Genomic DNA, 25,405 nt, shown 5'->3' on the forward strand with positions numbered 1-25,405 from the left:
AAGTAATCCCTCAAAAGGGCTAAAATATTTAAAAGAAGCCTTAAAAATATATCAAGAATTATATCCAAGTAACCATCCAGGTATTGCTATTTTTCTTAATAATATTGGTGAGGCTTATCGAGACTTAGTGGATGTTTCTAAAGGAATAACATATTTGGAAAAAATGCTTAAGATATATCAAGAATTATATCAAGGTAATCATTATTACATTGCCCAATCTTTTAATAATATTAGTACAGCCTATTACTATTCAGGTGATACAAACAAAGCTATAGAGCTTTATAAACAAGCTTATTTAATGTATGAGCAAACTTTAGGATTAGATCATCTAGATACTAAAAGATTAAAAATTGCTCTTGAGGAAAAAGCCCCAGAATTTATAAAAAATAACGAAACTAGGGAGTTTATATTACAAAGAGGTGATTTTGAGGAAGTTACATTAGAAATTAAACAAAAAATACAAAAGAACGTTTTAAATAAAATATATATTAGTGCTGCTAAAGATAAATGGAATAGTAAGTTCTCAATCTTAGGAAATTGGGGAGTGAAAGGCTATTTAGGCGATAGATATTTAGCAAAACAACTAAGAGCTTTAGCAAATGTTAAAAATATAGAAATAGCTAAAATGTTATGCTTTGAAGCAATTTGTCTAGGAGCGATTAACAGCCTTAGCAAAAACTTCGCTTGTGTAAAAGAATTCGCTAGAGCCTATCCTGAATTAACCAACAAGATAACAAATGAACATCCAGAATATTTTATTGACGGCTCAATATTACAGGCATGTATTAATGACAAGGAAATCTTAAGGAAATTGCTAGGTAGCGGTTGTGTGGCTATGTAGATTTATCCTCCTTCTGAGGAAAATCAGATTTATCCATTAAATTTTTAGCGATATTGCTTTCTGAAAATTTAGCTGATTGAAAATATTCGGAGACAAGTTTTATCACTTCATCACAAAATTCATCTTGTAGCTCTTTAGTTGCGGTTGATTTTTGGTTTTGAATTAACTGTATAGCATCAAATTTTTTATGCTCTAAAAATTCTTCAATTTCTTTAGTTTTTTCTTGAATGATTTTCTTGGTAACTTCATTGCTTTCTTCTATCATTTGAGAGCGTAAAGTTTCTAATTTTTGTATTTGTGCGTTGGTTTGTTCAAAGAGCAAAGCAGCATCTTCTTTTAACTTTTCAGCTTTTAGAACTTTTTCTTGGACTTCTAAAATCTTAGCATCTAAAGAATTTAAAATGGCTTTTTTTGCCGGTCTATAAATTAAATATACAAAAATTACAAAACTAACGGCAAGCCAAAAGCTTTCATCTAGGAAATTCATTATTTTACTTTTATATTTTGTAGTAAATTCATATCTGCTTTAGTTCCGGCTATTTTTTCAATAATATTAACTGCGAGCTTTATGATTGCTTCGCTTTTATTAGTTCTAAATTGCTTAGCAGCCAAATTTATATCTTCAATATTTTGATTTATAGAGTTTTTTAAATCCTGCTCTAGATTCTTTTTTTTAATTAAAAATTCTGATTCTAAAGAGTCTATTTTTTCTTTTTTTAGCCTATCTATTTCGGTGTTTGTTTTCTCTATTTCCTCGTTATAATATTTATTTAGCTTTTCTACTTCTTGGGTTAGCATATCGGCCCTCGTAATATTATCTTGAATATTTGTCTGTCTATTATTAAAAATTTCTTCGGCTTTTGGAGTGATAAATTTATAAACAAAGATATACAATAAGCCGAAAGTAACGATAAGCCAAAAAATTTGTGAATAATAGGCAGCAATATCAAATTGAGGCATCTTATTTAAAAATGAATTTTAAGAAAAAATAAGTAACATAGCAATTACAAAGGAAAAAAGTCCCATTGCTTCAGCAAGACCTGCACCGATCAGAGCCATTCTTTGTAAGTTTTCTGCAGCTGAAGGGTTTCGTGCTATTGAACTAAGTAGAGAGCTAAATATATTACTAACGCCTAGAGCTGCACCGTACATGCCGATAGCCATAAGCCCTATACCAATAAATTTTAAAGAAACCATATCCATAAAAAACCTAACTTTTAATTAATCAAAAAATTTTATCTAATTATCTGTATAATAGGCTTTTTGTACAACGAGGAATTTGAAGGAAACACGGAACACAGCACCACAGCGTACTTTAGTACGTGAGGATGCGAGTACCGGATTGACGTACAAATTACCTTTAGAAGCAAGTTGTTAAAAAGCCTAGTGTAAATTAATAGCATCATTAAGATACATACAAGATAAAATAGTAAAAATATAAGCTTGAAGTATTGCAACAAAAATTTCAAACCCAATTAATATAACCATAAGAGGGATCGGTAGAAATTTCAAGTAAATCATTAATGAAACGGTAAAACCGGCTATTACTTTTAATAAAACATGTCCCGCCATCATATTAGCGGCGAGTCGCAATGATAAACTAACCGGTCTTGCTAAATATGTAAACAGTTCAATTACTATCATCAGCGGTGCTAACCATAAAGGAGTACCGTGTGGTAAAAAAAGAGTTAAAAAACGTAAGCCGTGTTTTACGAAACCGACTATAGTGACCGTTAAAAATACTAGAATTGCTAAGGTAAAAGTAACGATAATATGACTAGTAGCAGTAAAGCTATAAGGTGTCATACCAAGTAAATTACAGAATAAAATAAAAATAAACAAACTAAAAACTAACGGAATAAATTTGCGTCCTTTTACTCCTATATTCTGATTTAACATATCATCTACAAGATTATAAACTATTTCAGCACTTACTTGTAATCTAGAAGGTACTAATTTCCGGTTATAAAAAGCTAAGTAAAAATAAGTTAAGGCTAAGATGCTAGCAAGTAACATATAGATACTCGAATTAGTAAAGCTGACGTCAAAACCGAACATTTTGATGTCTATCAATTTTTTGATATCAAATTGTGCTAAAGGGCTATGAGTCATTTCCTTACTTTTTATTATTCACTTTTTGCCTTATAATGTTAAAGCCGGCAATCATTCCTATTATTGTAAATATAATAAGAAATAAAGGTTTAGAATTAAAAAACTTATCCGTAAATATTCCAATTACGACACCTACCATTGTACCTGAAACTAAATCTACAGCGATAGTGAAGGGGCTAATTTCTTGCTGAATCTTAGAATTAGAAAACTTAGGAGTTTTTAAGTCTTTAATTCTTGCTTTGATATCTTTTAGTTTTTCCGTATTCATTAGTTTATCTCCGTCATTGCGAGAAGACATTGTTGCGTGGATACCACCCCGTCATTGCGAGGAGCCGTAGGCGACGCGGCAATCCAGGAAATAATTAAAAAAATTCTGTAAATAAGAATTTTTTACTGGATTGCTTCGTCAATTATTTCGTAATTTCCTCGCAATGACAGGAAAACTGATCCACTCTCCTTTTAGTCGCTCGCAATGACAATCTACTGTTAAAATTACAAACTCATCTCATTTTTTGCCTTTTCTTTCTGCTCCTCTAAAGCTTTATCAACAGCTGTGGAAATATTATCTATACTATAATTTCCGGTTTGTACTCCGTTAACGAAGAAAGAAGGAGTACCTATAAATTTTGGTGCTTTTGCTACAAAATTAGTATTAGCAATTAGCGTTTCAGTAATTTTATCACTATTTAAACATTGCTTATATTCTTCCGGAGGAACACCGCCAAGCTGACCTATATCAGTTAATAATTCTCTGTATTTATTGCTATATGCCCATTTATCTTGTTGTTGTAATATGATATTATGAAACTGTATAAAACTATTTATATCACCCTTGCAGCGGGCTAAAATTGCAGCATCTAAATCTTGTTTTGTAGCAATAAATTCACGAACCACATATGCAATTTTATTAGTATCGATATATTTTTTCTTAAGTTCCGGAAAAATTGTTTGATGATAATAAGCACAATGCGGACAGGTAGGAGAAAAATACTCGACTACTATAACATTTGATTTTTTGTTACCGAGAACCATATCATTATCATCAACTTTAAAAGTAACTTTAACAGCTTTTATTTTAGGATTTTTTTGTTCTTGTGAAGCCGGCGTTGATACTTCATCAGTCTGATTATTATCGTTAGCAGGTACTATTGATCCAGCTGCATTTTCAGAATTTACTGCTTCTTGATTTATTTCTTGAGAAGTGTTGTTGTTTTGCAGAGTTTCCTGCCCTATTATTTGTTTCTCTTCTTGGTTCTTATTTTGTGTTTTTTCTTCTGAACAATTACTCAAAAATAATAAAAATATCGGCACAATAAAAATACTTCGCATAACTTTCCCTTAACTATTAACTTTCTCTACAATAAAAGCGTATCAATTTTATTTCAATAAAAATATTTACTTTATAATAGAAGCAAAATGTGCTATGCTATAAAATAATAGTCTAACATTAAGTTCTTAGGCACTAAAACCACTACGGAGGAATTAATAATGGCAAATACAACACAATCCGAAAATAAAACCGAACAAAAATCCGAGTTTAAAATAGGGCAGAGAATTGTCTATCCTGCACATGGAGTTGGTGAAATAACAAATATTGAATATCATACTATTGCAGGTACTGAAATTAAAGTATATGTAATTTCCTTTTCGCAAGATAAAATGACATTAAAAGTGTCTGTTAGTAGAGCTGCGGTTGTTGGTCTTAGAGCGGTTGCAAGCAGAAAAGATTTAGATGTCATATATTCAACTCTTCAAGGTAAACCAAAACAAGGAAATAGAATGTGGAGTAGAAGAGCCCAAGAATATGAAGGCAAAATTAACTCAGGTAATATTGTAGCCATAGCCGAAGTATTACGGGACTTACATAAAAATGTTGATAATGATCGTTCTTACAGTGAAAGAACACTCTACGAATCAGCTTTAAATAGACTAGCAGGTGAGCTTGCTATCCTTGAAAACATCCACCCAACCGAAGCAATTAATAAGTTAGTTGAAGTATTACGTGAAAAATTAGTAGCGTAAGCTTTGACATTATCTAAAGTGTTGTTGCGTGGTTACAAAATGTCATTCCCGCGTACGCGGGAATCCAGCAGAAAGCGAGATAAATCGAGCTTTTATAATTTAAAAAATTTGTTATATTTATGCTTTTTTTTGGATTCCTGCTTTCGCAGGAATAACATAAACAAACCATACAACAACGCCTGGTTTACGGACCGATTACTCTTTTCTAAGTTGAACTAACTTCGTATAACAACTCTTCATTTCACAGGAGTATATTTTTTGTCATTGCGAGGAAATTTAGGCGTTGTTGCATAGCTCAAAAAATGCCCTCGATGTCATCCCGTGGCTTGACCACGCGTGGTCCATAAAAACAATAAAAAATATCAATATTATTGATATTTTTAACTGGATCCCGTGAATAAATCACGGGATGACAGAAGGAAAATCGAGCCATGCAACAAAGTTGCAAATTCCTCTCAATGACGTGAAGTTATGCAATAAGATTCAAGCGTACTTCTTCGTTTAGTTCTTTTGTAGAAGATAATTCTATATCAAGTTCGGTAAATATATGCACTAAGGCTATAGATAAATCATTGATCATTTTATCGGTATGGGCAGGGGTTGGGATGATTCGGAGGCGTTCCGTACCTCTCGGTACGGTTGGAAAATTGATATGTTGAACGTAAATACCATATTTATTAAGGAGCATATTTGAGGCACTAGCTGCTTTAATCGGATCACCAATAATTATCGGCACTATATGACTTTCATTTTTTAAATAAGGTATATTAAAATTTTCAAAAGAATTTTTAAGTTTTGTAACTACTTCTTGATGTTTTATTCGTTCTTCATTCGATTCTTTAAGGTGTCTAATACTATGCGTTGCAGCGGTAGAAATTACCGGCGGTAATGAAGTAGTGAAAATAAATCCTGGAGCGGTTAGCCTTATAGCATCGACTAAATTATGGTTGCTAGTGATATAACCGCCGATAGTGCCGTATGCTTTGGCAAGTGTACCTTGAATAATATCGATTTGATCGCTACAATTAAGAAACTCTGCAATACCGCCTCCATGTTTACCGTATAAACCGACCGTATGAACTTCATCAATAAAGGTTAAAGCATTATATTTTTTGGCTAAGTTGATTATATCTTTGATAGGTGAGAAAAAACCGTCCATGGAGTAAGCCGATTCAAAAACAATAATTTTCGGTCTATTAATATCGACTGATTGTAAAAGCTCTTCTAGATGCTTAACGTCTAAATGTCTATATATATATTTCTCGGCTCTTGAACTTGTAACTCCTGCAATTATTGAAGCATGATTTAGTTCATCGGAGAAAAATACTATATCCGGCATGATTTTAGCAAGACTTGCAAGCGTTGTATCATTTGCAACAAAACCGGATGTAAAAACTAAAGCTGCTTGCTTTTTGTGTAAATCTGCAAGTTCTTTTTCAAGCTCAAGAATGGCAATATTATTACCGCCGATATTGCGAGTTCCGCCTGATCCAACACCGTATTTTAGCAAGGCATCTATAGAAGCTTGCATTACTTTTGCATGTTTACTCATACCCAAATAGTCATTAATGCACCACATAACTATTTGTTTATTAGCGTGTTCTGCAAAAGGAAAATTATCGGCTTGTCTTTTTAAGGCTTTAAATTCTCGATATCTTCCTTCGCTCTTAATTTTGTCTATATGTTTGCTAAATATAGTATCGTAATAAGACATTAGAACTATTACTTGTTTGAAGTTTTTTATGTGAATTGTAAAACGTACTGTGTCATCCCGTGGCTTGACCGGTATTGCTGCATGGCTCGTTTTATGTCATTCCCGCGTAGGCGGGAATGACATCGAACAGAACAATACTTCCAAACTCACGTTTGCAACCATTCTATAGTCAATTCAGTTGAATTTGGTGACAGGCATGAGGAGCGAAGCCTATAATAATAGGCAAGTCGACGAACAACTAAGCACCAAGTTCAAATCAATTGACTATACATTAAAATTAAAAAAGTTTAAAGTTATAATATAGCTTTTTGTACAATATCGTTTAATCTCTTTGAAAATGCACCGGTATCAGCAACCGGTTCGCCCTCTAAAATACAGGCTTGATCAAATATTAGATTAACCAATTCTTCATTATTTTTATTATTTGCTTTTAAGTCGTTAAAGATTTTCTCTATGATTTTATTTTTAGGATTTAGCTCTAAATTTTTGGCAGATGCAGCAGCTATTTGCTTCTGCTCAATCAAAAATCTCTCCATACGAATATCCATAGCAGCGTCGCTAACGGCAAGACAAGCAGGGCTTGAGGTTAGTTTTTTAGAGATCTTAACTTCTTTTACTAACTCCCTAAGCGTCTCTTTAAAATAATCGGTTAGCAATTTATATTCGTCATCGGATTTTTTACTATCTGCATTTTTCTCCTCAGATTGTGAAGTAGTTTGCTCTACATCGATATCGCTTCTTGTTGCTGATTTAATAGCATGTCTTTTATATTCGCTATTAACATTTACCCAAAAATCATCCACTGTATCGGTAAAAAGTAATACATCGATATTTTTACTAAGTAGTCCTTCGATTTGTGGGCTTGAAAGTAATTTATCGGGATTATCCCCGCTTAAATAATATATAGTATTCTGCCCTTCTTTAAAACTTGCTATATATTCGTCAAGGCTAATCATTTTATTATGCAAGGCACTTCTGAATATGCATACTTCTAATAATTTTTCATGGTCGGTAGTAGCCTCACATAAACCCTCTTTTAAAGCACCGCCGAAATTAGCCCAAAACTTATTATATTCTTCAGGTGATTCCTCTTTCTTTTTTCTAAGCTCTGAAAGCACTCTTTTTGTAATAGCATTCTTGATTTTCTCAAGTACACTATTATGCTGCAATGACTCACGGCTAATATTCAGCGGCAAGTCTTCTGAATCAACCACACCTCGTAAAAATCTTAAATATGACGGGATTAAATCTATATTCTCATCGGAAATAAATACTCTTTTTATATATAATTTTACACGCCTTTTGCGATCAGGATGGAATAAATCAAATGTTTTGCTTGAGGGAATGAAAAGCAGATTGGTAAATTCTATAGCTCCCTCATTTTTATTATGCAGAGTAATCCACGGATCATCTATGGCATAAGATAAGCTTTTATAGAATTCTTTATATTGTTCTTCTGTAATTTCTGATTTCGGTCTTGTCCATAATGCAGAAGCTGAATTAAGCTGGATTTCATTATTACCGGCTTCATCAAAGAAATATATCGGTACTGCTATATGATCGGAATAGCTTTTAACGATGTGTTTTAATCTAAAATGATCAAGGAATGTATCTTCTTCCTTTTTGATATGTAAAACGATTTCCGTGCCTCTTGTGAACTCTTTATCTGAATCTGAGACGGTATATTCACCAAGCCCGTCCGATTCCCAAACATGGACTTTATCTTCTCCTGCTTTTCTTGAAGTTACAGTCACTTTATCAGCTACCATAAAGCTTGAATAAAATCCAACACCAAACTGACCGATTAGCATATTATCCTTTTTAGAATCACCGGAAAGGCTTTTAAGAAAATTTGCCGTACCTGATCTTGCAATAGTACCGAGATTTTCAATTAAAGCGTCTTTATTCATGCCGATACCGTTATCACGGATGATGATTTGTCCTTTATCTTTATCGACTTTAACTGTAATTTTAAAATTGCTATCGCCAGCTACTAATTCACTATTACTTTGAGATAAATAACGTAATTTATCGCAAGCATCCGAAGCATTAGAAATTAACTCCCTCATAAAAATCTCTTTATTACTATAAAGAGAGTGAATCATTAAATTTAAAATCTTGTCAACCTCGGCATCAAATTTCTTTTTTTCTTGTGTCATAATTATTCCAGTTAATGAATTATTTTTTAGTCATATAACTGCTGATATCATTCCCGCATGGATCAGTTTTTCCAGTGTCATCCCGTGAGCTTGTAGCGGGATCCAGCTTAAAATACTAAAATTTTAGTATTTTAAATTTTTTTTATGGACCCCATGGTCAAGCCACGGGATGACAGAGGTGAAATTGATCCACGCAACAATGCCACGCGGGAATGACATCGACAGCTTAGCAACCATTGCACCTTATTTAATATAGGAATTAATAATTAAATTTAAATAGTCTTCGTCAATATTTTTTATCAATATCGTTTTTAAGCTATTAGTATGACCTTTAATAATTTCTATATCCTTGCGTGATAATTTCCATTCTTTTGCTAAATAATTTATGATTTCTTCATTAGCTTTACCTTGTTCCGGTGTTGCTTTTATAGATAATTTTAGATATGGGATATTATTGATGATTACAAAATCGCTAATTAGATTCTGTTTAGAATTAGGCTTTACTTTAAGATTAAGTAAAACCTGATGTGAAGAAGAATTGTAATTATAGAATTTATTCATTATGTTATTTATCACATTTATTTATGATAATAAAAGAATACTTGAAAAAAACTATTAAAACTGATATAAAGTTTACCGTAAATGTTTAGCACCCTTAGCTCAGCTGGATAGAGCAACAGATTTCTAATCTGTGGGTCAGAGGTTCGAATCCTTTAGGGTGCGCCATTCTTCATTTTTCAGTATTTCTACAAAAATATCAAACCGCAGATGCAGCATAAAATCAAGCTTTTTGCCGTTTAATGAAAGATTCGATAAAACTAATTTTTATTAATTATCTTTCACCAAATCTCTAAACTAAGCAGCTTTTCTCTTTCTTCTAAATAGTAAATTTATTACCTTATAAAAAGAAATATTAATAATTTAATTAAGCAACAAGTCGCCTTAATCTCATTTATCTTAAATTTAAACACAAATTTTTCCAAAAAAATATCCTTTCTGTAATTCTCTGCTTAATTCCTTATCTCTCAACACTTCCTATATGAATGAAGATACAATAAAACCTTATTTTGATGGGCTGTTTGATATAGTTAAAATATGGACGGAAAAGAGTAAGAGATTCTCTCCAAGTAAAGAAGCATTATGGTTAAATTTTATTGTAAAAAAAAGTAAAACATATGATTAGATTAGTTTACTTATTCGTGATTTTAATAATCAGTTTTAAAATATATGCAAAGGAACATAAAGGTTTAACCTATAATCGTTATGAGTAAGATAAGCATGTTATTCATGTGTTAACTATTGATCCTAAGAATTTTGGGTTAAAATTAGTTAAAGCTCACAATCAGGTTATAGGCAGAGAAACAGTAGATGCTATAACACTCCGTGCTAATGCAGTTGCTGCTATTAATGCCGGATTCTTTGAGATTGCAGGTAGCGATGACGGTAGACCTAGCCTTACCTTAATGGTTGACGGCAAGCTATTTAGTCTTAGAAAACAACTATAAAGTTTGTTAATCATAGATCAAAATAATATTCAAATTACCAAGGCTAGTGCAAAAATTTCTGTAGATATAGGAGATAAATCGATTATTCCAAATCAAGTTAATTATTTTTCAAATCCAAAAGATATTACCTTCTATAATGATGTGTGGGCATCTACTACATTAACTCCATATACTAATAAGGAAATCTTGATTGATCAGAATTTGATTATTATGGACATAAGCAATCATGGTGATAATCAAATTCCGCAAAAAGGTTTTGTATTATCTTTTCCACAAGAAATAAGTTTATCGACAGTAAATATAAATGATACCGTAAAGCTGAATTTAGAATTTATTGATAAAGACGGTAAGTATATAAATTTAAGTAAAACTGCTTCAGTAGTAACAGGTATTCCTATATTAGTTCAAAACGGTCAAAATATTGTAGATAATATAAAGCAAGATGATCCGGCTCATGCTCGTACTGCTTTAGGAATGCGTAATGACGGTACTATAGTGATAGTTGTAGCCGAGCATATTTATAAGCAACACATAAAAGACCTTAAACTTGTACAAGTTAGATCAATTCTACAAAAAGAAAAAGGTATAACTTTTGAAAAATTAACAATTCCCGAAGCGTTAAAAATTTTAGAAAAACATCTTGTTAATGATACTGTGATAGGGCTAACTAAAACAGAACTTGCAGATTATATGTTAAACCTTGGATGTGAATCGGCAATCAATTTAGACGGTGGCGGCTCTTCTACGTTATTTATGGGCGGAAAAATTATAAATAATGTTACAGGCGATGAAGATGAAGCTTTAGGCGAACATACAATACGTCCCGTATCCGATGCAATAGTTATTATACCAAATAATATAGACTGAATTTATGCGTTTCCTAATTATAACTTTATTTTTAACACAAACAGCTATAGCAAGGGATTGCTCGTTACCGAATCAGTGGCATAAATTATGTTCCATCTTAAACTTACGAGTAAAGCAAACTGCTCGAAAAATGAAATTACAAGAATCGAGTGCAAAAAGCTTAGAGAAATTTTTAAATGCTACTAATTATAATTTTGTATATTTACCTATTTTACAAAATAACTTGCCGAAAACTACCTTAGAGTTATTAATAGCGATCAATAAAAGGGGCTTAGATATAAAAGAAGCCGATTTAATAGACTTTTTGCATAACCTCCTTCTAAAGGTAATTTGTACGTCAATCCGGTACTAGCATCCTCACGTATGTTTATATACGCTGTGGTGCTGCGTTCCATGTTTCCTTCAAATTCCTCTTTATAAGATAGGTTATGCAAGAAGTCTAATGGCAAAATATCTACAGGAATTAGTAGGGTTTTATAATTTCCAAAATGTTGCAGCATTTGATGAAAATACTTCTCATATTATAGGGCGGCAGTGGCATGAGATTGATTATTCAGGCGAAAGCATGACTTGGCAAGGTCAAAAAGCCAAATATGCTCGTTACGATATAACAGATTTCAAATCTGTAGATTGCCTGAAAAAGTTTTTTAAAGTAGAATCAAAGCTGCCGTATTTTACAAAAATATATAAGCCTCAAATATTAAAGAAATAGGCATTATTGCTGTGTAGATGTATATGCCGTCATTGCGAGAAGCCGTGGGCGTTGTTGCGTGGATCAATTTCACCTCTGTCATCCCGTGGCTTGACCATGGGATCCAGTTAAAAATACTAAAATTATTATTTTTCTAGCTTGCCACGTCGCTTCGCTCCTTGCAATGACGATTTGGCATCCACGTAACAGTGTCATGCGGGCAACGCCGCTCTTATGACATACTAAATTTTAGCTAAAATGATATTTATAAGGTTTAGAGAACTCAGACAGGACTAAGATTTTATATTTTCCTGCTCCATAGCTTTTTTACGTTTTTCTAAATATTTTTCTTTTGTCATTATTTTTTCGGGAGCTACATAATCTAAAAATACTTTTCCGTTTAGATGATCGATTTCATGCTGGATAACTCTTGCTAAAAATCATTCTGCGATGCCTTGGATTTGATTTCCATTTATATCATATGCGTGATAATGAATCTTTTTGAATCTTGCAACTGGACCTGTAGCATTTTCAACAGAAAAGCATCCTTCGTAATCTTCATGTTTATCAATACCTATCGGTTTATATGAGAGATTAATCCATATAGTTTTAGGCATTGTATCCTTAAGGTCAGGATGCCATTTTTTTAACTCTTCATTTTTATGTACTGCAAATATTATTATACATTTTGATATGCCTATTTGCGGTGCGGCAAGCCTTGCACAATTTTCTTCTTGATCATATTTTTTTTCTAAAATAGAGATATCGCGTAAATCTTCTGCAGATAAAGGGAATTTTAACGTTTTTGCCTTTATCTAATAGTTTTGTCCTCTGAACTATTTAAGGTTTGAACATTCAAAGTTACATATTGCGGTAATGAAATATTATTTTCATTTTTCATATTACTTTTACAACCTGTTATGAAAATTATAGCAGTTAATAAAAAAGCTATTTTTAATTTGGATATATATTTTATGGGAATTATATATTTGTATAACCTATATTTTCTTTTTATTTACCCAAGATGTAAATTCAGACATACTAAAAACTTCTGTTAAATTACTGCCAACTTGAGCTTTTAGCCATTTCAAGGCTTCTTTTTCCCCCTGCCCATTTTATAAATGGTTTAGGGATTCCGTCTTCTTCAATCTCTGGAGAATTAATTTTTAACGGAGCTTGACCTATCATTGCTAAAGCCTCGTTAAAAGATAATTCTTCGTTTTTAACTACTTTGAGTTTTATATCAAACTACCAAGGGTTTATAAGATAAATAATAAAAAATCTTTTGGTTATCACAATGCGGACAATAAGCTCCGTTAACCTAACGTATATAAGTAAAATAATCTATGCACTTTTGTTCAGTTAGGTAATTTTTCTAATAAATCAACAACACTTTTAAAATCTAACACTTAACTATACTCGTACAGTACGATATCGAAAAAATTTAGGTTATACAAGCATATAACTGCCTAAAGCATATAACTGCCTAATTTTATTGTAATAATTTATAAATAGAAAATTATAGATAGAAATTAAAATCAAGTAAATAAATTATCATATTTCTTTTATACATCTTAAAGTTAATACATTTTATTTATATTTCCTTTGAGAAAAAATCAATAGGTTTGACTTTTCTAACATATTCTAGTATAATATTTATCTTCAAAATAAATAGAAAAATTTAATTTATGAATACTCCCAAAAGTGATAATTATCTCTCGGAACTAAGAAAAGTAATTTGGCCCATAGAAAAATATGAAAATAAGAAGTTTTTGCCTATGGCATTTATGATGTTCTGTATTTTATTAAACTACTCAACGCTTCGTTCAATTAAAGACGGATTTGTAGTAACGGATATAGGGGCAGAAGCAATAAGTTTCTTAAAAACATACATAGTACTACCTTCTGCCGTAATCGCTATGGTAATTTATGTTAAGCTCTGCGATATTTTAAAGCAAGAAAACGTATTTTATGTTATTACTTCATTTTTCTTAGGGTATTTTGCGTTATTTGCGTTTGTTCTTTACCCCTACCCTGATTTAGTTCATCCTGATCCTGAAACCATAGAATCTTTAAGTTTAGCTTACCCTAATTTTAAATGGTTTATAAGAATAGTTGGGAAATGGAGCTTTGCATCTTTTTATACTATGGCAGAGCTTTGGGGAACAATGATGCTTAGTTTATTATTTTGGCAGTTTGCTAACCAAATTACTAAAACCGATGAAGCTAAACGTTTTTACTCAATGTTTGGTTTACTTGCTAATTTAGCATTGCCTGTAACATCCGTGATTATTGGATATTTCTTGCATGAAAAAACTCAAATAGTTGCAGAACATCTAAAATTTGTGCCTTTATTTGTTATAATGATAACAAGTAGCTTTTTGGTAATATTAACATATAGATGGATGAATAGAAACGTTCTAACCGATCCTAGACTTTATGATCCGGCATTAGTAAAAGAAAAGAAAGCTAAAGCTAAAATGTCATTAATAGACAGTTTTAAAATGATCTTTACCTCTAAGTATGTAGGTTATATTGCATTGTTACTTATTGCTTATGGTATTTCAGTAAACTTAGTTGAAGGCGTTTGGAAATCCAAAGTAAAAGAATTGTATCCGACGAAAGAGGCTTATACTATATATATGGGTAAGTTCCAATTTTATCAGGGTTGGGTTGCAATTGCTTTCATGCTTATAGGTAGTAATATTTTAAGAAAAGTATCATGGTTAGCTGCAGCTATGATAACTCCATTAATGATGTTAATTACTGGTGCAGCGTTTTTTGCATTTATCTTTTTTGATAGTGTTATTGCTATGCATTTAACAGGTATTCTTGCTTCAGGTCCTTTAGCACTTGCTGTTATGATCGGTATGATTCAAAATGTTTTAAGTAAAGGTGTAAAATATTCTTTATTTGATGCCACTAAAAACATGGCATATATTCCGCTTGATAAGGATTTACGAGTAAAAGGACAGGCTGCTGTCGAAGTTATCGGAGGAAGATTCGGTAAATCGGGTGGTGCTATTATTCAATCCACATTCTTTATTTTATTTCCTGCATTCGGTTTTGTTGAGGCAACACCATATTTTGCTTCTATATTCTTTGTAATAGTAATATTATGGATATATGCCGTTAAAGGTTTAAATAAAGAGTATCAAGTTTTGGTAAATAAAACTGAAAAATAGAGTTTATTAAAATAAAAAAGCAAGTTTCTAAGAAACTTGCTTTTTTTATAGTCGGAGAGTTTATAATATGACAGATACAAAACCCAAAATTAAAACTCCAAGATCGCCATATGTAAAAAAATATAATAGTTGGCGAATAAGGATTTTGTATTCTATTATTATAGGTTATGCGACTTTTTATTTTTGTCGTCAGAATTTTAATATAGCAACACCTGCTATAAGAGAATATTTTGGGGTTACTAAAACACAAATTGGTTGGATATTAACTGCTTCATCTATTATGTATGGAGTTAGTAAAGCGTGTAACGGGTTTATTAGCGATAAAGTTAACGCTCGGATATTTATGGTTTTGGGTCTTTTATTTGTCGGGGTCATTACTATTCTAATAGGTTTTGCAGATTCTTTATGGCTTATAGGAATTTTATGGATAGCCAGTAACTGGTTTCAATCTATGGGTTGGCCTCCTGCAACAAAAATGCTTACTCACTGGTTCGCTTCAAAAGAACTTGGAACTAAATGGGCTATGGGTGCAACTTCTAATCAAATAGGTGGTGCCCTTGCTATGATAAGCTGCGGTTATTTAATCGATAAATTTGATTGGAGAGCTGCTTTTTTTGTTCCCGGTGTAGTTGCTTGTGTAGTATCGCTTTTTTTATATAATAGGCTTCGTAATTCTCCAAAAGAAGTAGGTTTATCTACCGTAGAGGAATATAAAGAATATCCGCCTGAAGCTATAGGGGATTATGAGAAGCTATTAACTCCTCAATTACTTAAAATGGTCTTTTGTAATAAGCTAATATGGTATGTTTGTTTAGCAAACATGTTTGTTTATATAATACGTTCCGGAGTAATTTATTGGGCTCCAACATTTTTAAAAGATTTACGTGATATAAGCCTTGCAAATGCAGGCTTACAAATCGGTTTATATGAAATGATAGGTATCCCAGGGGCATTAATAGCAGGTGTTTTATCTGATAAACTATTTCAAGGTCGTCGAGGTCCTGTTGCATCCATATGTATGGTATTGCTTAGCTTATTGTTAGTCTTGTTTTGGAAAATTCCTATTCAAAGTGAATTATTAAGTATAGTAATTCTTTCTTTAATAGGCTTTTTTGTTTCAGGACCTCAGCTTCTTGTAGGTATAGCAGCTGCTGATTTTAGTACTCGTCAAGCTGTCGGTACGGCTAATGGATTATCAGGGTTATTTGGTTATTTAGGAGCGGCTATTGCTGGAGTCGGCGTAGGATGGATTAGCGATAATTACGGTTGGAATGGGGTATTTATATTTTTCAGTATTTCTGCTCTTTTAGGAGGAGGGTTATTTGCTTTAACATGGAATCGTTCAGCTAAAAAATAAATTTAACATTATATAAATAGGTTACAAAATGACAATACAATATACTTTTTCAATGATTAAGCCTGATGCTATCAAGAGGAATAAAATAGGACAAGTTAATACTTATTTGGAAAATGCAGGCTTAAAGATAGTAGCTCAGAAAATGAAATTTTTAACTAAATATGAAGCTGAGTGTTTCTACGATGAACATAGAGCAAGACCGTTTTTTAATAGCTTAGTTGAGTATATTACTTCAGGAGCGGTAGTACTTCAAGTTCTTAAGGGGGAAGATGCTATAATTTTAAACCGTACCATTATGGGTGCAACTAATCCTGCTAAAGCTGAAGCGGGAACTATTAGAAAAGATTTAGGCGAATCAATTGAGGCTAATAGTATTCATGGTTCAGATAGTGAAAACAGTGCGAAAAGAGAAATCAAATTTTTCTTTAACAAATCTGAAATTATAGAATAATTAATGCTAAAATATGACGTAATAGTTATAGGTGGTGGACATGCAGGCGTAGAAGCAGCAGCCGCTTCTGCACGTCTTGGAGCTTCTACTCTCTTAATTACGTTAAAACCGGAAAATTTAGGCGAAATGTCTTGCAATCCAGCAATTGGTGGAATTGCAAAAGGCACATTAGTTAAAGAAATCGATGCCCTTGATGGGTTAATGGGTTATGTTATAGACCAAGCCGGTATACATTATAAAATGCTGAATGAGACTAGAGGACCGGCAGTTTGGGGACCTAGAGCTCAAGCTGATCGAAAGCTTTATAGAAAAGCGATGTATCAAATATTAACAAATTACCCTAATCTAGATATACTATATGGAAAAGTGGAAGATATAGAAATTAAATCTTCTAAAGTTGAAGCGGTTATTTTAAATAATGATAGTAAAATTCCTTGTCAAAAAATTATATTAACTACTGGTACTTTTCTATCAGGTCTTATTCATATTGGACAAAAAAAAAATCCTGCCGGTAGAGTAGATGAAGAGCCTTCGTATGGATTATCAAATACACTAAAACAAATAGGTTTTAAACTGGCTCGTTTAAAAACAGGTACACCGCCTCGAATTGACGGATGTACTATTGATTATAGTAAAACAGCTTTACAACCCGGTGATAAAACTCCTCGTCCTTTTTCTGAATTAACAAATGTTGTCAATGTTCCTCAGATAAATTGTTTTATTACAAAAACAACCTCAGAAACTCATGATATTATACGTGAGAACCTTAATAAATCCGCAATGTATTCAGGGCAGATAGAAGGAATAGGACCGCGATATTGTCCTTCTATTGAAGATAAAATAGTTAGATTTAGTACAAAATCAGAACATCGTATATTTTTAGAACCTGAAGGGTTAGATGATTATACGATTTATCCAAACGGCATTTCTACTTCTTTGCCTGAAGATGTACAACATAAATTAATTAAAACAATACCAGGATTAGAAAATGTAAAGGTTTTACGTCCAGGTTATGCTATAGAATATGATTATGTTGATCCACGTGAAATAAGTGTTACGCTAGAGACAAAAAAAATAGCTGGATTATATTTTGCTGGGCAAATTAACGGTACTACAGGATATGAGGAAGCCGCAGGGCAAGGTATAATAGCCGGTATAAATGCTGCTTTAGCAGTAAAAGATCAAGCGCCGTTTATGTTAACAAGAGCAAATAGTTATATTGGAGTAATGATTGACGATTTAACAACCTTTGGTACTATAGAACCTTATCGTATGTTTACTTCTCGCTCAGAATATAGATTATCTTTAAGAGCAGATAACGCTGATTTACGTTTAACGGAATTAGGGATAAACATTGGTGTTGTATCAGAAAAACGTAAAAAAATATTTACAAAAAAATGTGAAGATATAGAAAAAACAAAATCATTATTAAATACCTTGTCTTTAACTACTAGTAAACTTGCTAAAATGGGTATACAGGTTGCACAGGATGGTACATATAAAACAGTATTAGACTTATTTAAAATACCTAGTTTTAATGTTGAACAAGCTATTAAAATTTTTCCTATGCTTAAAGAAACGCAAAATAATAATATTTTGCAATTACTCTATATTGAAGCAAAATATGCTTCATATTTAACTAGACAACACGCAGATATTAATTTATTTCAAAGTGAAGAGGCACAGTTAATACCTAAAAATATTGACTATTTTAAAATACCAAGTATATCATTAGAGATACAGGAAAAACTTTCTTCCCATAAACCTACTACTATTGGTGTAGCACGTCGAATTTCAGGGATTACACCTGCAGCAATTACGGCTATTATAATTTATTTAAAAACTAAATATAGTGATGGAAGTTCCACGTGAAATAATTGAAAAGTTAGAAATTTTTCAAAAGTTAGTTAAAAAATGGAATAAATTAATTAATCTTGTATCGGATAATACTATACATAATTTTTGGCAACGTCATATATTAGACTCATTACAATTGATGCAATATATTGATAATAAAGAAGTACACTTGGTTGATATAGGAAGTGGGGCCGGTTTTCCTGGTATAGTATTATCTATAGCAGGGGTAGCAAAAGTAAGTTTAATAGAAGCTGATTTACGTAAATGTATATTTTTAGAAAAAGCATCAAAGATATCAAATAATAACATACAAATAATCAATCAAAGAATAGAAAAAGTAGAAATAGATTGTAGTATATTGACTTGTAGAGCTTTCTCTAAATTAAATACAATATTTAATTGTATAAAAAATATTTCAGTACAAGAAAAATTTTTATTATTAAAAGGAAAAAATTATTTAACAGAAATAGTAGAAGCTAAAGAGATGTGGTTATTTGATTATTTAATACATCAAAGTATTACTTGTGAAGAAGGGAAAATTCTAGAAGTTAGTAATTTAACAAAAATTATATGAAAGTAATTGCTATTGTTAATCAAAAAGGGGGGGTAGCTAAAACTACAACTACTGTAAATTTAGCTACAGCTTTTGCTGCTGTAAATAAAAAAATTTTAGTTATAGATCTTGATCCTCAAGGGAATAGTAGTACTGGTTTTGGAATTAGCCAGCAACAACGCAAAAATACTATATATCAAGTATTAACAAATTTAATAAAATTGAAAGATGCAATAATTTCTACAGACATACCAAATTTAGAAATAATTACTTCAAACACTAATCTATCTGCTGCTGAATTAGATTTAACAAAATTAAAGGACCGAGAATATATTTTAATGAAGCTATTGGAAGAAATAAAGATATTATATGATTATATAATTATTGATTGCCCTCCTTCATTAAATTTATTAACAGTAAACGCTTTAGTTGCAAGCGATGAAGTGTTGATTCCAATGCAATGTGATTTTTATTCATTAGAAGGATTAAGTCAATTGCTAAAAACAATTGAAATTGTAGAGAAAAAATTAAATCCTAAGATAAAGATTGCAGGTATATTATTTACAATGTATGATAAGCGTAATCGTTTAACTGAACAAGTAGAAGATGATGTTAGAAAATGCTTAGGAGAATTAGTATTTAAAACCGTTATCCCAAGAAATATTAAATTATCTGAAGCACCTTCATACGGAAAACCGGCTATTATATATGATTATAAATGTTCGGGAGCAGTTGCATATATAGAACTTACAAAAGAAATCTTAGAAAGATATGGCGAAAAATAAAGGACTAGGAAGAGGGTTATCTTCATTACTTGGGGAAGAAGTTATTTCTATAGAATCAGAAATAATACAAATAATAAATATTGATAAAATAAGGCCGAATGAGAATCAGCCTAGAAAAAACTTTGAATATGATAAAATAAAAGAATTAGCAGATTCTATATTGAATAATGGTTTATTACAGCCTATTATTGTTGATAATAATTTCCAAATTATAGCAGGAGAGCGACGCTGGCGTGCATGTAAATTAGCAAAAGTTTTAGAGATACCAGTAATTATAAAAAATTTAGATGCTAGAGAGAGTATGGAAATAGCGTTAATTGAGAATATACAAAGAACTGATTTAACAGTTATGGAAGAAGCTCGTGGCTTTAAATATTTAGTAGAAAATTTTAATTATACGGCAGAAAAATTAGCTGAGAGGCTTGGTAAAAGTCGTAGTCATATAGCTAATTTGTTAAGACTTAATAATTTACCGCAGTCTGTTCAAGATAAAGTAAATGGAAATATACTAAGTATGGGTCAAGCTCGATGTTTAATAAATCATGAACATGCAGAAGTAATAGCCGATCATATTATAAATAATGATTTAAATGTACGTCAAACAGAAGAACTAGTAAGACAATGGTATAAAAATGAATATACGAAATCTCCTAACAATAGTAACAAAGTAGGAAAGCGTTTTTTAAAAGACAATTCTACCGATAATGATCTTGAATCATTAGTAAAAGTTTTATCAGAAAAATTTGGTGTAAAAGTAACAATAAAAAATTATTCTTTAGGTGGGAAATTAATATTTCATTATAAAAATTTAGAAGAATTAGACTTGATATTATTAAAATTAAATTAAAAAAACTGTTAAAATGTAAAGTATATATACAGCATTTTATTTCTTAAGATAAATACCCAAACAAGAAAAATAATGATAGAAATTACAATGTCTAATTTTGAATTATATGATCATAGAGCAATAAATTCATACAATGCAGTAGTAAATATATTTATCGGTGTAAAATAATAATATAAGGAAATAAGTAATTTATGTCATATCAATATGTTTATGAAATGGTTAGTTTAAGCAAGACTATAAATGGTAAACGAATTTTAAAAGAAACAAATTTATCATTTTTACCAAAAGCTAAAATCGGTATAATAGGTCAAAATGGAGCAGGCAAATCGACTTTATTAAAAATAATGGCAGGTATTGATAAAGAGTTTGAAGGTAAAGCAACAGCTAAAATCGGTATAAAAGTAGGATATTTACCTCAAGAACCGTATCTTGATGCTAGTAAAAATGTTTTTGATAATATCATAGAAGGTCTTCACGAAAAGAAAAAACTTATTGATGAATTTAATTATATAAGTAACAAATTTGCTGCTGAAATCACTGATAAAGAAATGCAAAAGCTTTTTGATAAACAAGCAGAATTGCAAGAAAAAATAGACAATTGTGATGGATGGAATCTAGAACGTGAAATAGAGATCGCAATGCTTGCTTTACGTTGCCCACCAAAAGAAGCAGATATTACAAAAATTTCCGGTGGAGAAAAAAGAAGAGTGGCTTTATGTAAATTGCTTTTAGAGAAGCCTAATATGTTATTACTTGATGAACCTACAAATCATTTGGATGCAGAATCAGTTTCTTGGCTTGAAGGTTATTTAAAGCATTATGAAGGTACCGTAATAGTAATTACCCATGATCGTTATTTTTTAGATAATGTTACAGAATGGATATTAGAAATAGATCGTGGAAATTGTATACCGTGGGAATCAAACTATAGTTCTTGGCTTGAACAGAAGCAAAAAAAATTAGCTTTAGAAAGTAAAGAAGACGATGATAGAAAAAAACAATTGAATCGTGAACTTGAATGGATTCGTCAAACACCAAAAGCTAGACAATCAAAAAATAAAGCACGTATTACAGCATATCAAGAATTATTAAATAAACAACAAGAACAAAAAACTGATCCTACTCAAATAATTATACCTAAAGGACCTCGTTTAGGGGATCTTGTTATTGAAGCAGAACATATAGCTAAAAAATTTAATAATAAAATATTATTATCAGATTTTAGTTTTAAAGTTCCACGTGGAGCTATTGTAGGAATTATTGGACCGAATGGAGCAGGTAAATCTACTTTGTTTAATATTATTACAGGTAAAATAACACCGGATAGTGGTTCTATTAAAATTGGTCAAACGGTAAAATTAGGTTACGTTGATCAATCACGGGATCATTTAGATGATAATAAGACTATATGGGAAGAAATTTCAGAAGGTCTAGATGAATTACAACTTGGTAATAGAATAATTAAAAGTAGAGCTTATTGTGCAGCTTTTAATTTTAGAGGCGGTGATCAACAAAAAAAAGTTGGACAACTTTCAGGTGGAGAACGTAACAGAGTACATTTGGCGAAATTACTAAAAGAAGGAGCAAATGTTATATTATTAGATGAACCGTCTAATGATTTAGATATTGATACGTTAAGAGCACTTGAAGATGCTATTTTAGATTTTGCAGGTTGTGTATTAGTGATTAGTCATGACAGGTGGTTTTTAGATAGAATAGCCACTCATATTATATCATATGATAAAGAAAATAATGCTACATGGTTTGAAGGAAATTATCAAGATTACCATGAATATATGCTAAGTACTAATGGGGAAAGTATTTTAAATCCAAAATATAAACATAAGAAATTAATATAAATATGTCTTTAACACAAATATTATTAATTTTGTTTGTAGGAATATTGGTAACAAAACCGCATGATATTTTTATAATTATTAAAGAATTTAAAAAAATAAAAGCGCATTTAATTAATATTAAGTCGTCTATTATAAAAAATATAGATGAGCCATTAGAAACAGAGCAGGTAAATTTTTATTTAAAAAAAATTATTAACCTAGAAGGTTATTATCATGGTAATTATGATTTAACGACAATAAAAGAAAAATATTATACGCTAATAATTAACAATGACTTAATAGAAAATGAATCAACACCTGATATAACAGAGAAACACTAATCCGTGCCTCGCTCAATTAATTAAATCTAAGAATTATGCAAAAAGTAGTAAAACTTAACAATATTAAAATAGGAAATGATTTACCGTTTGTTCTAATTGCAGGACCTTGTCAGATTGAAGGCAAAGATCATGCGTTGTTTATGGCAGAAAAACTTGTTAAATTAACTAGCAAACTTGAGATTCCATTTATTTATAAATCTTCTTTTGATAAAGCTAATAGAACTTCCGTAAATGGGATTAGAGGACTTGGTATTGAGAAAGGTTTAGAAATTTTATCAAAAGTAAAATCTGAATTCGATTGCCCTATTGTTACTGATGTTCATTCAGAGAATCAATGTACCGAAACAGCTGAAGTAGCAGATATTTTACAAATTCCGGCGTTTCTATGTAGACAAACCGACTTGCTTCAAGCTACAGCAAAAACAGGTAAAATAGTAAAAGTAAAAAAAGGACAGTTTCTAGCTCCGTGGGATATGAAAAATGTACAAACAAAACTAGAAGCTTTTGGAGTAAAAGATATATTATTTACAGAGCGTGGTACATGTTTTGGTTATAATAATTTGGTATCTGATATGCGTAGCCTTGCAATAATGGCAGAGTTAAATGTACCTGTAGTTTTTGATGCGACGCATTCCGTTCAGCAGCCTGGAGGACTAGGAGGTAGTACTGGCGGAGAAAGAAAATATGTAGAGCTGCTTGCAAAGGCAGCAACTGCTGTAGGTATCGCCGGTATGTATATGGAAGTACATCAAGATCCAGATAACGCTCCAAGTGATGGTCCATGTATGGTTAAGTTGGATAATCTAGAGTCCATTCTTATCAAACTAAAAAAATATGATAAAATTACAAAAGAAAAATAATCTTAGAGATTATCTGTAAATAAATGTTAATTAGTAATTAAAGAGCTTTTTTAGCAAAAATTAATAAGATTTTTGCATCAAAAAAGAATTAAATTATTGGTTAACATTTATTTACAGATAATCTCTTAAACTTTACCTTTCAAAATATATATAAAATATCCTCTATTAATTCAATTTAAAAATAGAAGTGATAATTTTTTACAATATAAAAAATAGAACTTTCTTATCCTCAGAATTTCACCAATTCACCTTTAAATTCTTGTTGTAAATTTACTTATTCAAAAAAAACTTTTTAAGTAGTGTTAATGTTTATTTATTCAACTTACGGAGCAAAGTATGTTTTTATTTGGAGTAATATAAATTATTTTAGGTAAATATATATGTTTAGTTGGTGGGGAGGGAGTCCCAAACAGGAACAAGGTTTAAAAAATATAAATGATTTTTTGACGGAGTATTTTAATAATATTTTGGAACAAAAAAACACTCTAAACTTAACTGCTCTTGAAGAAGCTAATATATTAATGAAGTTAAGTAATATTAATATTAAATATATATTAACTCCAAACGCAAGCTTTATATCTGAGTATAAACCTAAAGATATTATAGCTTGGTTCTCTAATAATACTCGTTCTATATTTAATGAAACATTAGTAAAACCAAATAGCGGACTTGCTGAGTTTATCCATATAACCGCTTTGAATTTTAGTAACTACCCCTTTGTAAAGGAAGATATACAATGTATAGTAGATTATTTAAGGAATAATAAGACTATCGAGCGAGTATTTTGGGACAATTGCGGTATAAATGATAAGCAAGTAAAAATTTTAGCCGAAATATTTAGGCTTAACAAGACAATAACTAAACTTTCTTTAGTAAGTAATAAAGCAATAACTAATATCGGAATAAAAACTTTATTAGAGATAAAACATAATAATCAATATAAGCGAGCAGAATTAGAAATCTCTCCTAATTTTAATGATAATTCAGAATTTCAGCTCATTTCCGAAATAGATATTTTAAATAAAAATTCTGTAAATACATATTTAAAGAAAACAAAAGCTCAAAACCTCGATTCTGAAATTGAAAATAAAAATTTACAACCTCTTAAAAATTACCATGCGTTGGAAAGACCGTTCATAAAGAACGGTAAAATTAATTGCAGAAAGCGATAATGAAATTACTAAAACAGGAAATAGTATAAATAAACTAATTGTAATGGTAGGAATGAACGGAGTAGAGGCGACTACTCTTAGTTGTTTTTTAAGCGGACAAAAATTAGAAGAAGATGAAGATCGCTCTTTATATGCGAAAGAACCGGAATATAATGAAAAAATACATCATCAAGCGAATAATGGATATAAGCTTGTTAATAATTTCTTTATATCTGATGATGAAGGTGGAATTAATATTATAGAATGTC

General features: G+C 31.0%; 29 protein-coding genes, 1 tRNA gene and 2 pseudogenes. 21 read left to right on the top strand and 11 right to left on the bottom strand.

Going from position 1 to position 25,405, the window contains the following annotated elements; translation table 11 throughout:
• On the top strand, window positions 1-841 hold an 841-nt coding region (locus SB78_RS07945; protein WP_146625014.1), incomplete at its 5' end, for a tetratricopeptide repeat protein.
• Here the strand turns inward: SB78_RS07945 and SB78_RS03300 are convergent.
• The 3 genes from SB78_RS03300 to SB78_RS03310 are packed head-to-tail and all read right to left on the bottom strand — an operon-like array spanning window position 834 to window position 2,044.
• A complete protein-coding gene (locus SB78_RS03300) occupies window positions 834-1,328 on the bottom strand; it encodes a F0F1 ATP synthase subunit B (RefSeq protein ID WP_041078637.1) in 495 nt (164 codons plus the stop codon). The genes SB78_RS07945 and SB78_RS03300 overlap by 8 nt on opposite strands.
• Window positions 1,328-1,801, bottom strand: a complete 474-nt coding sequence (locus SB78_RS03305) for a F0F1 ATP synthase subunit B family protein (RefSeq protein ID WP_041078639.1) — start codon at window positions 1,799-1,801, stop codon at window positions 1,328-1,330. The genes SB78_RS03300 and SB78_RS03305 overlap by 1 nt, the downstream gene beginning before the upstream one ends.
• Before the next feature lie 18 nt (window positions 1,802-1,819).
• Window positions 1,820-2,044 carry a F0F1 ATP synthase subunit C gene (locus SB78_RS03310; protein ID WP_010420727.1) on the bottom strand — a complete coding sequence of 75 codons (225 nt, stop codon included), beginning with the start codon at window positions 2,042-2,044 and terminating at the stop codon, window positions 1,820-1,822.
• A 21-nt stretch (window positions 2,045-2,065) separates the two neighbouring features.
• Here SB78_RS03310 and SB78_RS11730 point away from each other — a divergent pair.
• Window positions 2,066-2,219: pseudogene (locus SB78_RS11730) on the top strand (palindromic element RPE1 domain-containing protein).
• A gap of 5 nt (window positions 2,220-2,224) precedes the next feature.
• Here SB78_RS11730 and SB78_RS03315 read toward each other — a convergent pair.
• The 3 genes from SB78_RS03315 to SB78_RS03325 all read right to left on the bottom strand — a co-directional run bounded on the left by SB78_RS03315 (window position 2,225) and on the right by SB78_RS03325 (window position 4,282).
• Window positions 2,225-2,953 (bottom strand): F0F1 ATP synthase subunit A, encoded by a 729-nt coding sequence (locus SB78_RS03315; RefSeq protein ID WP_041078642.1) that lies wholly within the window; start codon window positions 2,951-2,953, stop codon window positions 2,225-2,227.
• Window positions 2,954-2,957: 4 nt separating this feature from the next.
• Window positions 2,958-3,221: an AtpZ/AtpI family protein gene (locus SB78_RS03320; protein ID WP_041078687.1), complete on the bottom strand. Its 264-nt coding sequence runs from the start codon at window positions 3,219-3,221 to the stop codon at window positions 2,958-2,960.
• Window positions 3,222-3,445: 224 nt separating this feature from the next.
• Window positions 3,446-4,282, bottom strand: a complete 837-nt coding sequence (locus SB78_RS03325) for a DsbA family protein (protein WP_041078644.1) — start codon at window positions 4,280-4,282, stop codon at window positions 3,446-3,448.
• A 159-nt stretch (window positions 4,283-4,441) separates the two neighbouring features.
• Between SB78_RS03325 and SB78_RS03330 the strand changes: the two genes are divergently transcribed.
• On the top strand, window positions 4,442-4,975 hold the full coding sequence (locus tag SB78_RS03330; RefSeq protein ID WP_041078646.1) for a CarD family transcriptional regulator: 534 nt from the start codon (window positions 4,442-4,444) through the stop codon (window positions 4,973-4,975).
• Window positions 4,976-5,444: 469 nt separating this feature from the next.
• On the opposite strand, the gene hemA is transcribed toward SB78_RS03330, so the two are convergent.
• The 3 genes from hemA to SB78_RS03345 all read right to left on the bottom strand — a co-directional run bounded on the left by hemA (window position 5,445) and on the right by SB78_RS03345 (window position 9,409).
• Window positions 5,445-6,689: a 5-aminolevulinate synthase gene (gene hemA / locus SB78_RS03335; RefSeq protein ID WP_041078648.1), complete on the bottom strand. Its 1,245-nt coding sequence runs from the start codon at window positions 6,687-6,689 to the stop codon at window positions 5,445-5,447.
• A 293-nt stretch (window positions 6,690-6,982) separates the two neighbouring features.
• Window positions 6,983-8,848, bottom strand: coding sequence for a molecular chaperone HtpG (gene htpG / locus SB78_RS03340; protein ID WP_041078650.1), 1,866 nt, complete (start codon window positions 8,846-8,848; stop codon window positions 6,983-6,985).
• Window positions 8,849-9,091: 243 nt separating this feature from the next.
• Window positions 9,092-9,409, bottom strand: a complete 318-nt coding sequence (locus SB78_RS03345; RefSeq protein ID WP_011271632.1) for an A1G_07140 family DUF167 domain protein — start codon at window positions 9,407-9,409, stop codon at window positions 9,092-9,094.
• An 88-nt stretch (window positions 9,410-9,497) separates the two neighbouring features.
• Here SB78_RS03345 and SB78_RS03350 point away from each other — a divergent pair.
• The 6 genes from SB78_RS03350 to SB78_RS03370 all read left to right on the top strand — a co-directional run bounded on the left by SB78_RS03350 (window position 9,498) and on the right by SB78_RS03370 (window position 11,932).
• Window positions 9,498-9,574, top strand: a tRNA-Arg gene (locus tag SB78_RS03350).
• Window positions 9,575-9,887: 313 nt separating this feature from the next.
• A complete protein-coding gene (locus tag SB78_RS03355; RefSeq protein ID WP_041078653.1) occupies window positions 9,888-10,031 on the top strand; it encodes a hypothetical protein in 144 nt (47 codons plus the stop codon).
• Between the two features lie 106 nt (window positions 10,032-10,137).
• Window positions 10,138-10,353 carry a hypothetical protein gene (locus SB78_RS10770; protein ID WP_241773706.1) on the top strand — a complete coding sequence of 72 codons (216 nt, stop codon included), beginning with the start codon at window positions 10,138-10,140 and terminating at the stop codon, window positions 10,351-10,353.
• Between the two features lie 3 nt (window positions 10,354-10,356).
• Entirely contained in the window at window positions 10,357-11,220 is an 864-nt protein-coding gene (locus SB78_RS08790) for a phosphodiester glycosidase family protein (RefSeq protein WP_241773707.1), read from the top strand.
• A 4-nt stretch (window positions 11,221-11,224) separates the two neighbouring features.
• Window positions 11,225-11,572 carry a hypothetical protein gene (locus SB78_RS10055; protein WP_041078655.1) on the top strand — a complete coding sequence of 116 codons (348 nt, stop codon included), beginning with the start codon at window positions 11,225-11,227 and terminating at the stop codon, window positions 11,570-11,572.
• Between the two features lie 90 nt (window positions 11,573-11,662).
• Window positions 11,663-11,932 (top strand): hypothetical protein, encoded by a 270-nt coding sequence (locus tag SB78_RS03370; protein WP_041078657.1) that lies wholly within the window; start codon window positions 11,663-11,665, stop codon window positions 11,930-11,932.
• A gap of 272 nt (window positions 11,933-12,204) precedes the next feature.
• Here the strand turns inward: SB78_RS03370 and SB78_RS07975 are convergent.
• Window positions 12,205-12,878: pseudogene (locus tag SB78_RS07975) on the bottom strand (peptide deformylase).
• 92 nt (window positions 12,879-12,970) lie between these two features.
• Window positions 12,971-13,153 (bottom strand): hypothetical protein, encoded by a 183-nt coding sequence (locus SB78_RS03380; protein WP_041078659.1) that lies wholly within the window; start codon window positions 13,151-13,153, stop codon window positions 12,971-12,973.
• Window positions 13,154-13,599: 446 nt separating this feature from the next.
• Between SB78_RS03380 and tlc1 the strand changes: the two genes are divergently transcribed.
• From tlc1 to SB78_RS03445, 12 genes are all read left to right on the top strand, one after another.
• Complete coding sequence (gene tlc1 / locus SB78_RS03385; RefSeq protein WP_011270476.1) at window positions 13,600-15,096, top strand: ATP/ADP exchange transporter Tlc1; 1,497 nt, start codon at window positions 13,600-13,602, stop codon at window positions 15,094-15,096.
• A gap of 67 nt (window positions 15,097-15,163) precedes the next feature.
• On the top strand, window positions 15,164-16,453 hold the full coding sequence (locus SB78_RS03390) for an MFS transporter (protein WP_041078662.1): 1,290 nt from the start codon (window positions 15,164-15,166) through the stop codon (window positions 16,451-16,453).
• Window positions 16,454-16,481: 28 nt separating this feature from the next.
• Entirely contained in the window at window positions 16,482-16,904 is a 423-nt protein-coding gene (ndk, locus tag SB78_RS03395; RefSeq protein ID WP_041078664.1) for a nucleoside-diphosphate kinase, read from the top strand.
• 3 nt (window positions 16,905-16,907) lie between these two features.
• A complete protein-coding gene (mnmG, locus tag SB78_RS03400) occupies window positions 16,908-18,776 on the top strand; it encodes a tRNA uridine-5-carboxymethylaminomethyl(34) synthesis enzyme MnmG (RefSeq protein WP_041078666.1) in 1,869 nt (622 codons plus the stop codon).
• Complete coding sequence (gene rsmG, locus SB78_RS03405) at window positions 18,760-19,335, top strand: 16S rRNA (guanine(527)-N(7))-methyltransferase RsmG (RefSeq protein WP_096334739.1); 576 nt, start codon at window positions 18,760-18,762, stop codon at window positions 19,333-19,335. The genes mnmG and rsmG overlap by 17 nt, the downstream gene beginning before the upstream one ends.
• On the top strand, window positions 19,332-20,099 hold the full coding sequence (locus tag SB78_RS03410; RefSeq protein WP_041078671.1) for a ParA family protein: 768 nt from the start codon (window positions 19,332-19,334) through the stop codon (window positions 20,097-20,099). The genes rsmG and SB78_RS03410 overlap by 4 nt, the downstream gene beginning before the upstream one ends.
• Window positions 20,086-20,946, top strand: coding sequence for a ParB/RepB/Spo0J family partition protein (locus tag SB78_RS03415; RefSeq protein ID WP_041078673.1), 861 nt, complete (start codon window positions 20,086-20,088; stop codon window positions 20,944-20,946). Before SB78_RS03410 ends, SB78_RS03415 begins: the two co-directional genes overlap by 14 nt.
• A gap of 191 nt (window positions 20,947-21,137) precedes the next feature.
• Window positions 21,138-22,805, top strand: a complete 1,668-nt coding sequence (gene ettA, locus SB78_RS03420) for an energy-dependent translational throttle protein EttA (RefSeq protein ID WP_041078675.1) — start codon at window positions 21,138-21,140, stop codon at window positions 22,803-22,805.
• A gap of 2 nt (window positions 22,806-22,807) precedes the next feature.
• Window positions 22,808-23,125 (top strand): DUF2672 domain-containing protein, encoded by a 318-nt coding sequence (locus SB78_RS03425; RefSeq protein ID WP_041078677.1) that lies wholly within the window; start codon window positions 22,808-22,810, stop codon window positions 23,123-23,125.
• A 35-nt stretch (window positions 23,126-23,160) separates the two neighbouring features.
• Window positions 23,161-23,985, top strand: a complete 825-nt coding sequence (gene kdsA, locus SB78_RS03430) for a 3-deoxy-8-phosphooctulonate synthase (RefSeq protein ID WP_041078679.1) — start codon at window positions 23,161-23,163, stop codon at window positions 23,983-23,985.
• Between the two features lie 380 nt (window positions 23,986-24,365).
• Complete coding sequence (locus SB78_RS10780) at window positions 24,366-25,157, top strand: leucine-rich repeat domain-containing protein (protein ID WP_241773708.1); 792 nt, start codon at window positions 24,366-24,368, stop codon at window positions 25,155-25,157.
• Window positions 25,158-25,209: 52 nt separating this feature from the next.
• Window positions 25,210-25,405: hypothetical protein (locus SB78_RS03445; protein ID WP_146625015.1), on the top strand; the 196-nt coding region annotated here is incomplete at its 3' end.

Origin of the sequence: Rickettsia asembonensis (genome assembly GCF_000828125.2) — a bacterium.
In the GTDB taxonomy this organism is placed as follows: domain Bacteria; phylum Pseudomonadota; class Alphaproteobacteria; order Rickettsiales; family Rickettsiaceae; genus Rickettsia; species Rickettsia asembonensis.

Coding starts and splice junctions, on each gene's coding strand:
- SB78_RS03345 (WP_011271632.1), bottom strand. CDS start 9,409: ATGAATAAATTCTATAATTACAATTCTTCTTCACATCAGGTTTTACTT.
- htpG (WP_041078650.1), bottom strand. CDS start 8,848: ATGACACAAGAAAAAAAGAAATTTGATGCCGAGGTTGACAAGATTTTA.
- SB78_RS03320 (WP_041078687.1), bottom strand. CDS start 3,221: ATGAATACGGAAAAACTAAAAGATATCAAAGCAAGAATTAAAGACTTA.
- SB78_RS03310 (WP_010420727.1), bottom strand. CDS start 2,044: ATGGATATGGTTTCTTTAAAATTTATTGGTATAGGGCTTATGGCTATC.
- kdsA (WP_041078679.1), top strand. CDS start 23,161: ATGCAAAAAGTAGTAAAACTTAACAATATTAAAATAGGAAATGATTTA.
- SB78_RS03410 (WP_041078671.1), top strand. CDS start 19,332: ATGAAAGTAATTGCTATTGTTAATCAAAAAGGGGGGGTAGCTAAAACT.
- ettA (WP_041078675.1), top strand. CDS start 21,138: ATGTCATATCAATATGTTTATGAAATGGTTAGTTTAAGCAAGACTATA.
- SB78_RS10055 (WP_041078655.1), top strand. CDS start 11,225: ATGCGTTTCCTAATTATAACTTTATTTTTAACACAAACAGCTATAGCA.
- rsmG (WP_096334739.1), top strand. CDS start 18,760: ATGGAAGTTCCACGTGAAATAATTGAAAAGTTAGAAATTTTTCAAAAG.
- SB78_RS03355 (WP_041078653.1), top strand. CDS start 9,888: ATGAATGAAGATACAATAAAACCTTATTTTGATGGGCTGTTTGATATA.
- tlc1 (WP_011270476.1), top strand. CDS start 13,600: ATGAATACTCCCAAAAGTGATAATTATCTCTCGGAACTAAGAAAAGTA.
- SB78_RS03330 (WP_041078646.1), top strand. CDS start 4,442: ATGGCAAATACAACACAATCCGAAAATAAAACCGAACAAAAATCCGAG.
- SB78_RS03415 (WP_041078673.1), top strand. CDS start 20,086: ATGGCGAAAAATAAAGGACTAGGAAGAGGGTTATCTTCATTACTTGGG.
- SB78_RS03370 (WP_041078657.1), top strand. CDS start 11,663: ATGGCAAAATATCTACAGGAATTAGTAGGGTTTTATAATTTCCAAAAT.
- SB78_RS03300 (WP_041078637.1), bottom strand. CDS start 1,328: ATGAATTTCCTAGATGAAAGCTTTTGGCTTGCCGTTAGTTTTGTAATT.
- SB78_RS03315 (WP_041078642.1), bottom strand. CDS start 2,953: ATGACTCATAGCCCTTTAGCACAATTTGATATCAAAAAATTGATAGAC.
- SB78_RS03325 (WP_041078644.1), bottom strand. CDS start 4,282: ATGCGAAGTATTTTTATTGTGCCGATATTTTTATTATTTTTGAGTAAT.
- mnmG (WP_041078666.1), top strand. CDS start 16,908: ATGCTAAAATATGACGTAATAGTTATAGGTGGTGGACATGCAGGCGTA.
- SB78_RS03305 (WP_041078639.1), bottom strand. CDS start 1,801: ATGCCTCAATTTGATATTGCTGCCTATTATTCACAAATTTTTTGGCTT.
- SB78_RS10780 (WP_241773708.1), top strand. CDS start 24,366: ATGTTTAGTTGGTGGGGAGGGAGTCCCAAACAGGAACAAGGTTTAAAA.
- hemA (WP_041078648.1), bottom strand. CDS start 6,689: ATGTCTTATTACGATACTATATTTAGCAAACATATAGACAAAATTAAG.
- ndk (WP_041078664.1), top strand. CDS start 16,482: ATGACAATACAATATACTTTTTCAATGATTAAGCCTGATGCTATCAAG.
- SB78_RS03425 (WP_041078677.1), top strand. CDS start 22,808: ATGTCTTTAACACAAATATTATTAATTTTGTTTGTAGGAATATTGGTA.
- SB78_RS03390 (WP_041078662.1), top strand. CDS start 15,164: ATGACAGATACAAAACCCAAAATTAAAACTCCAAGATCGCCATATGTA.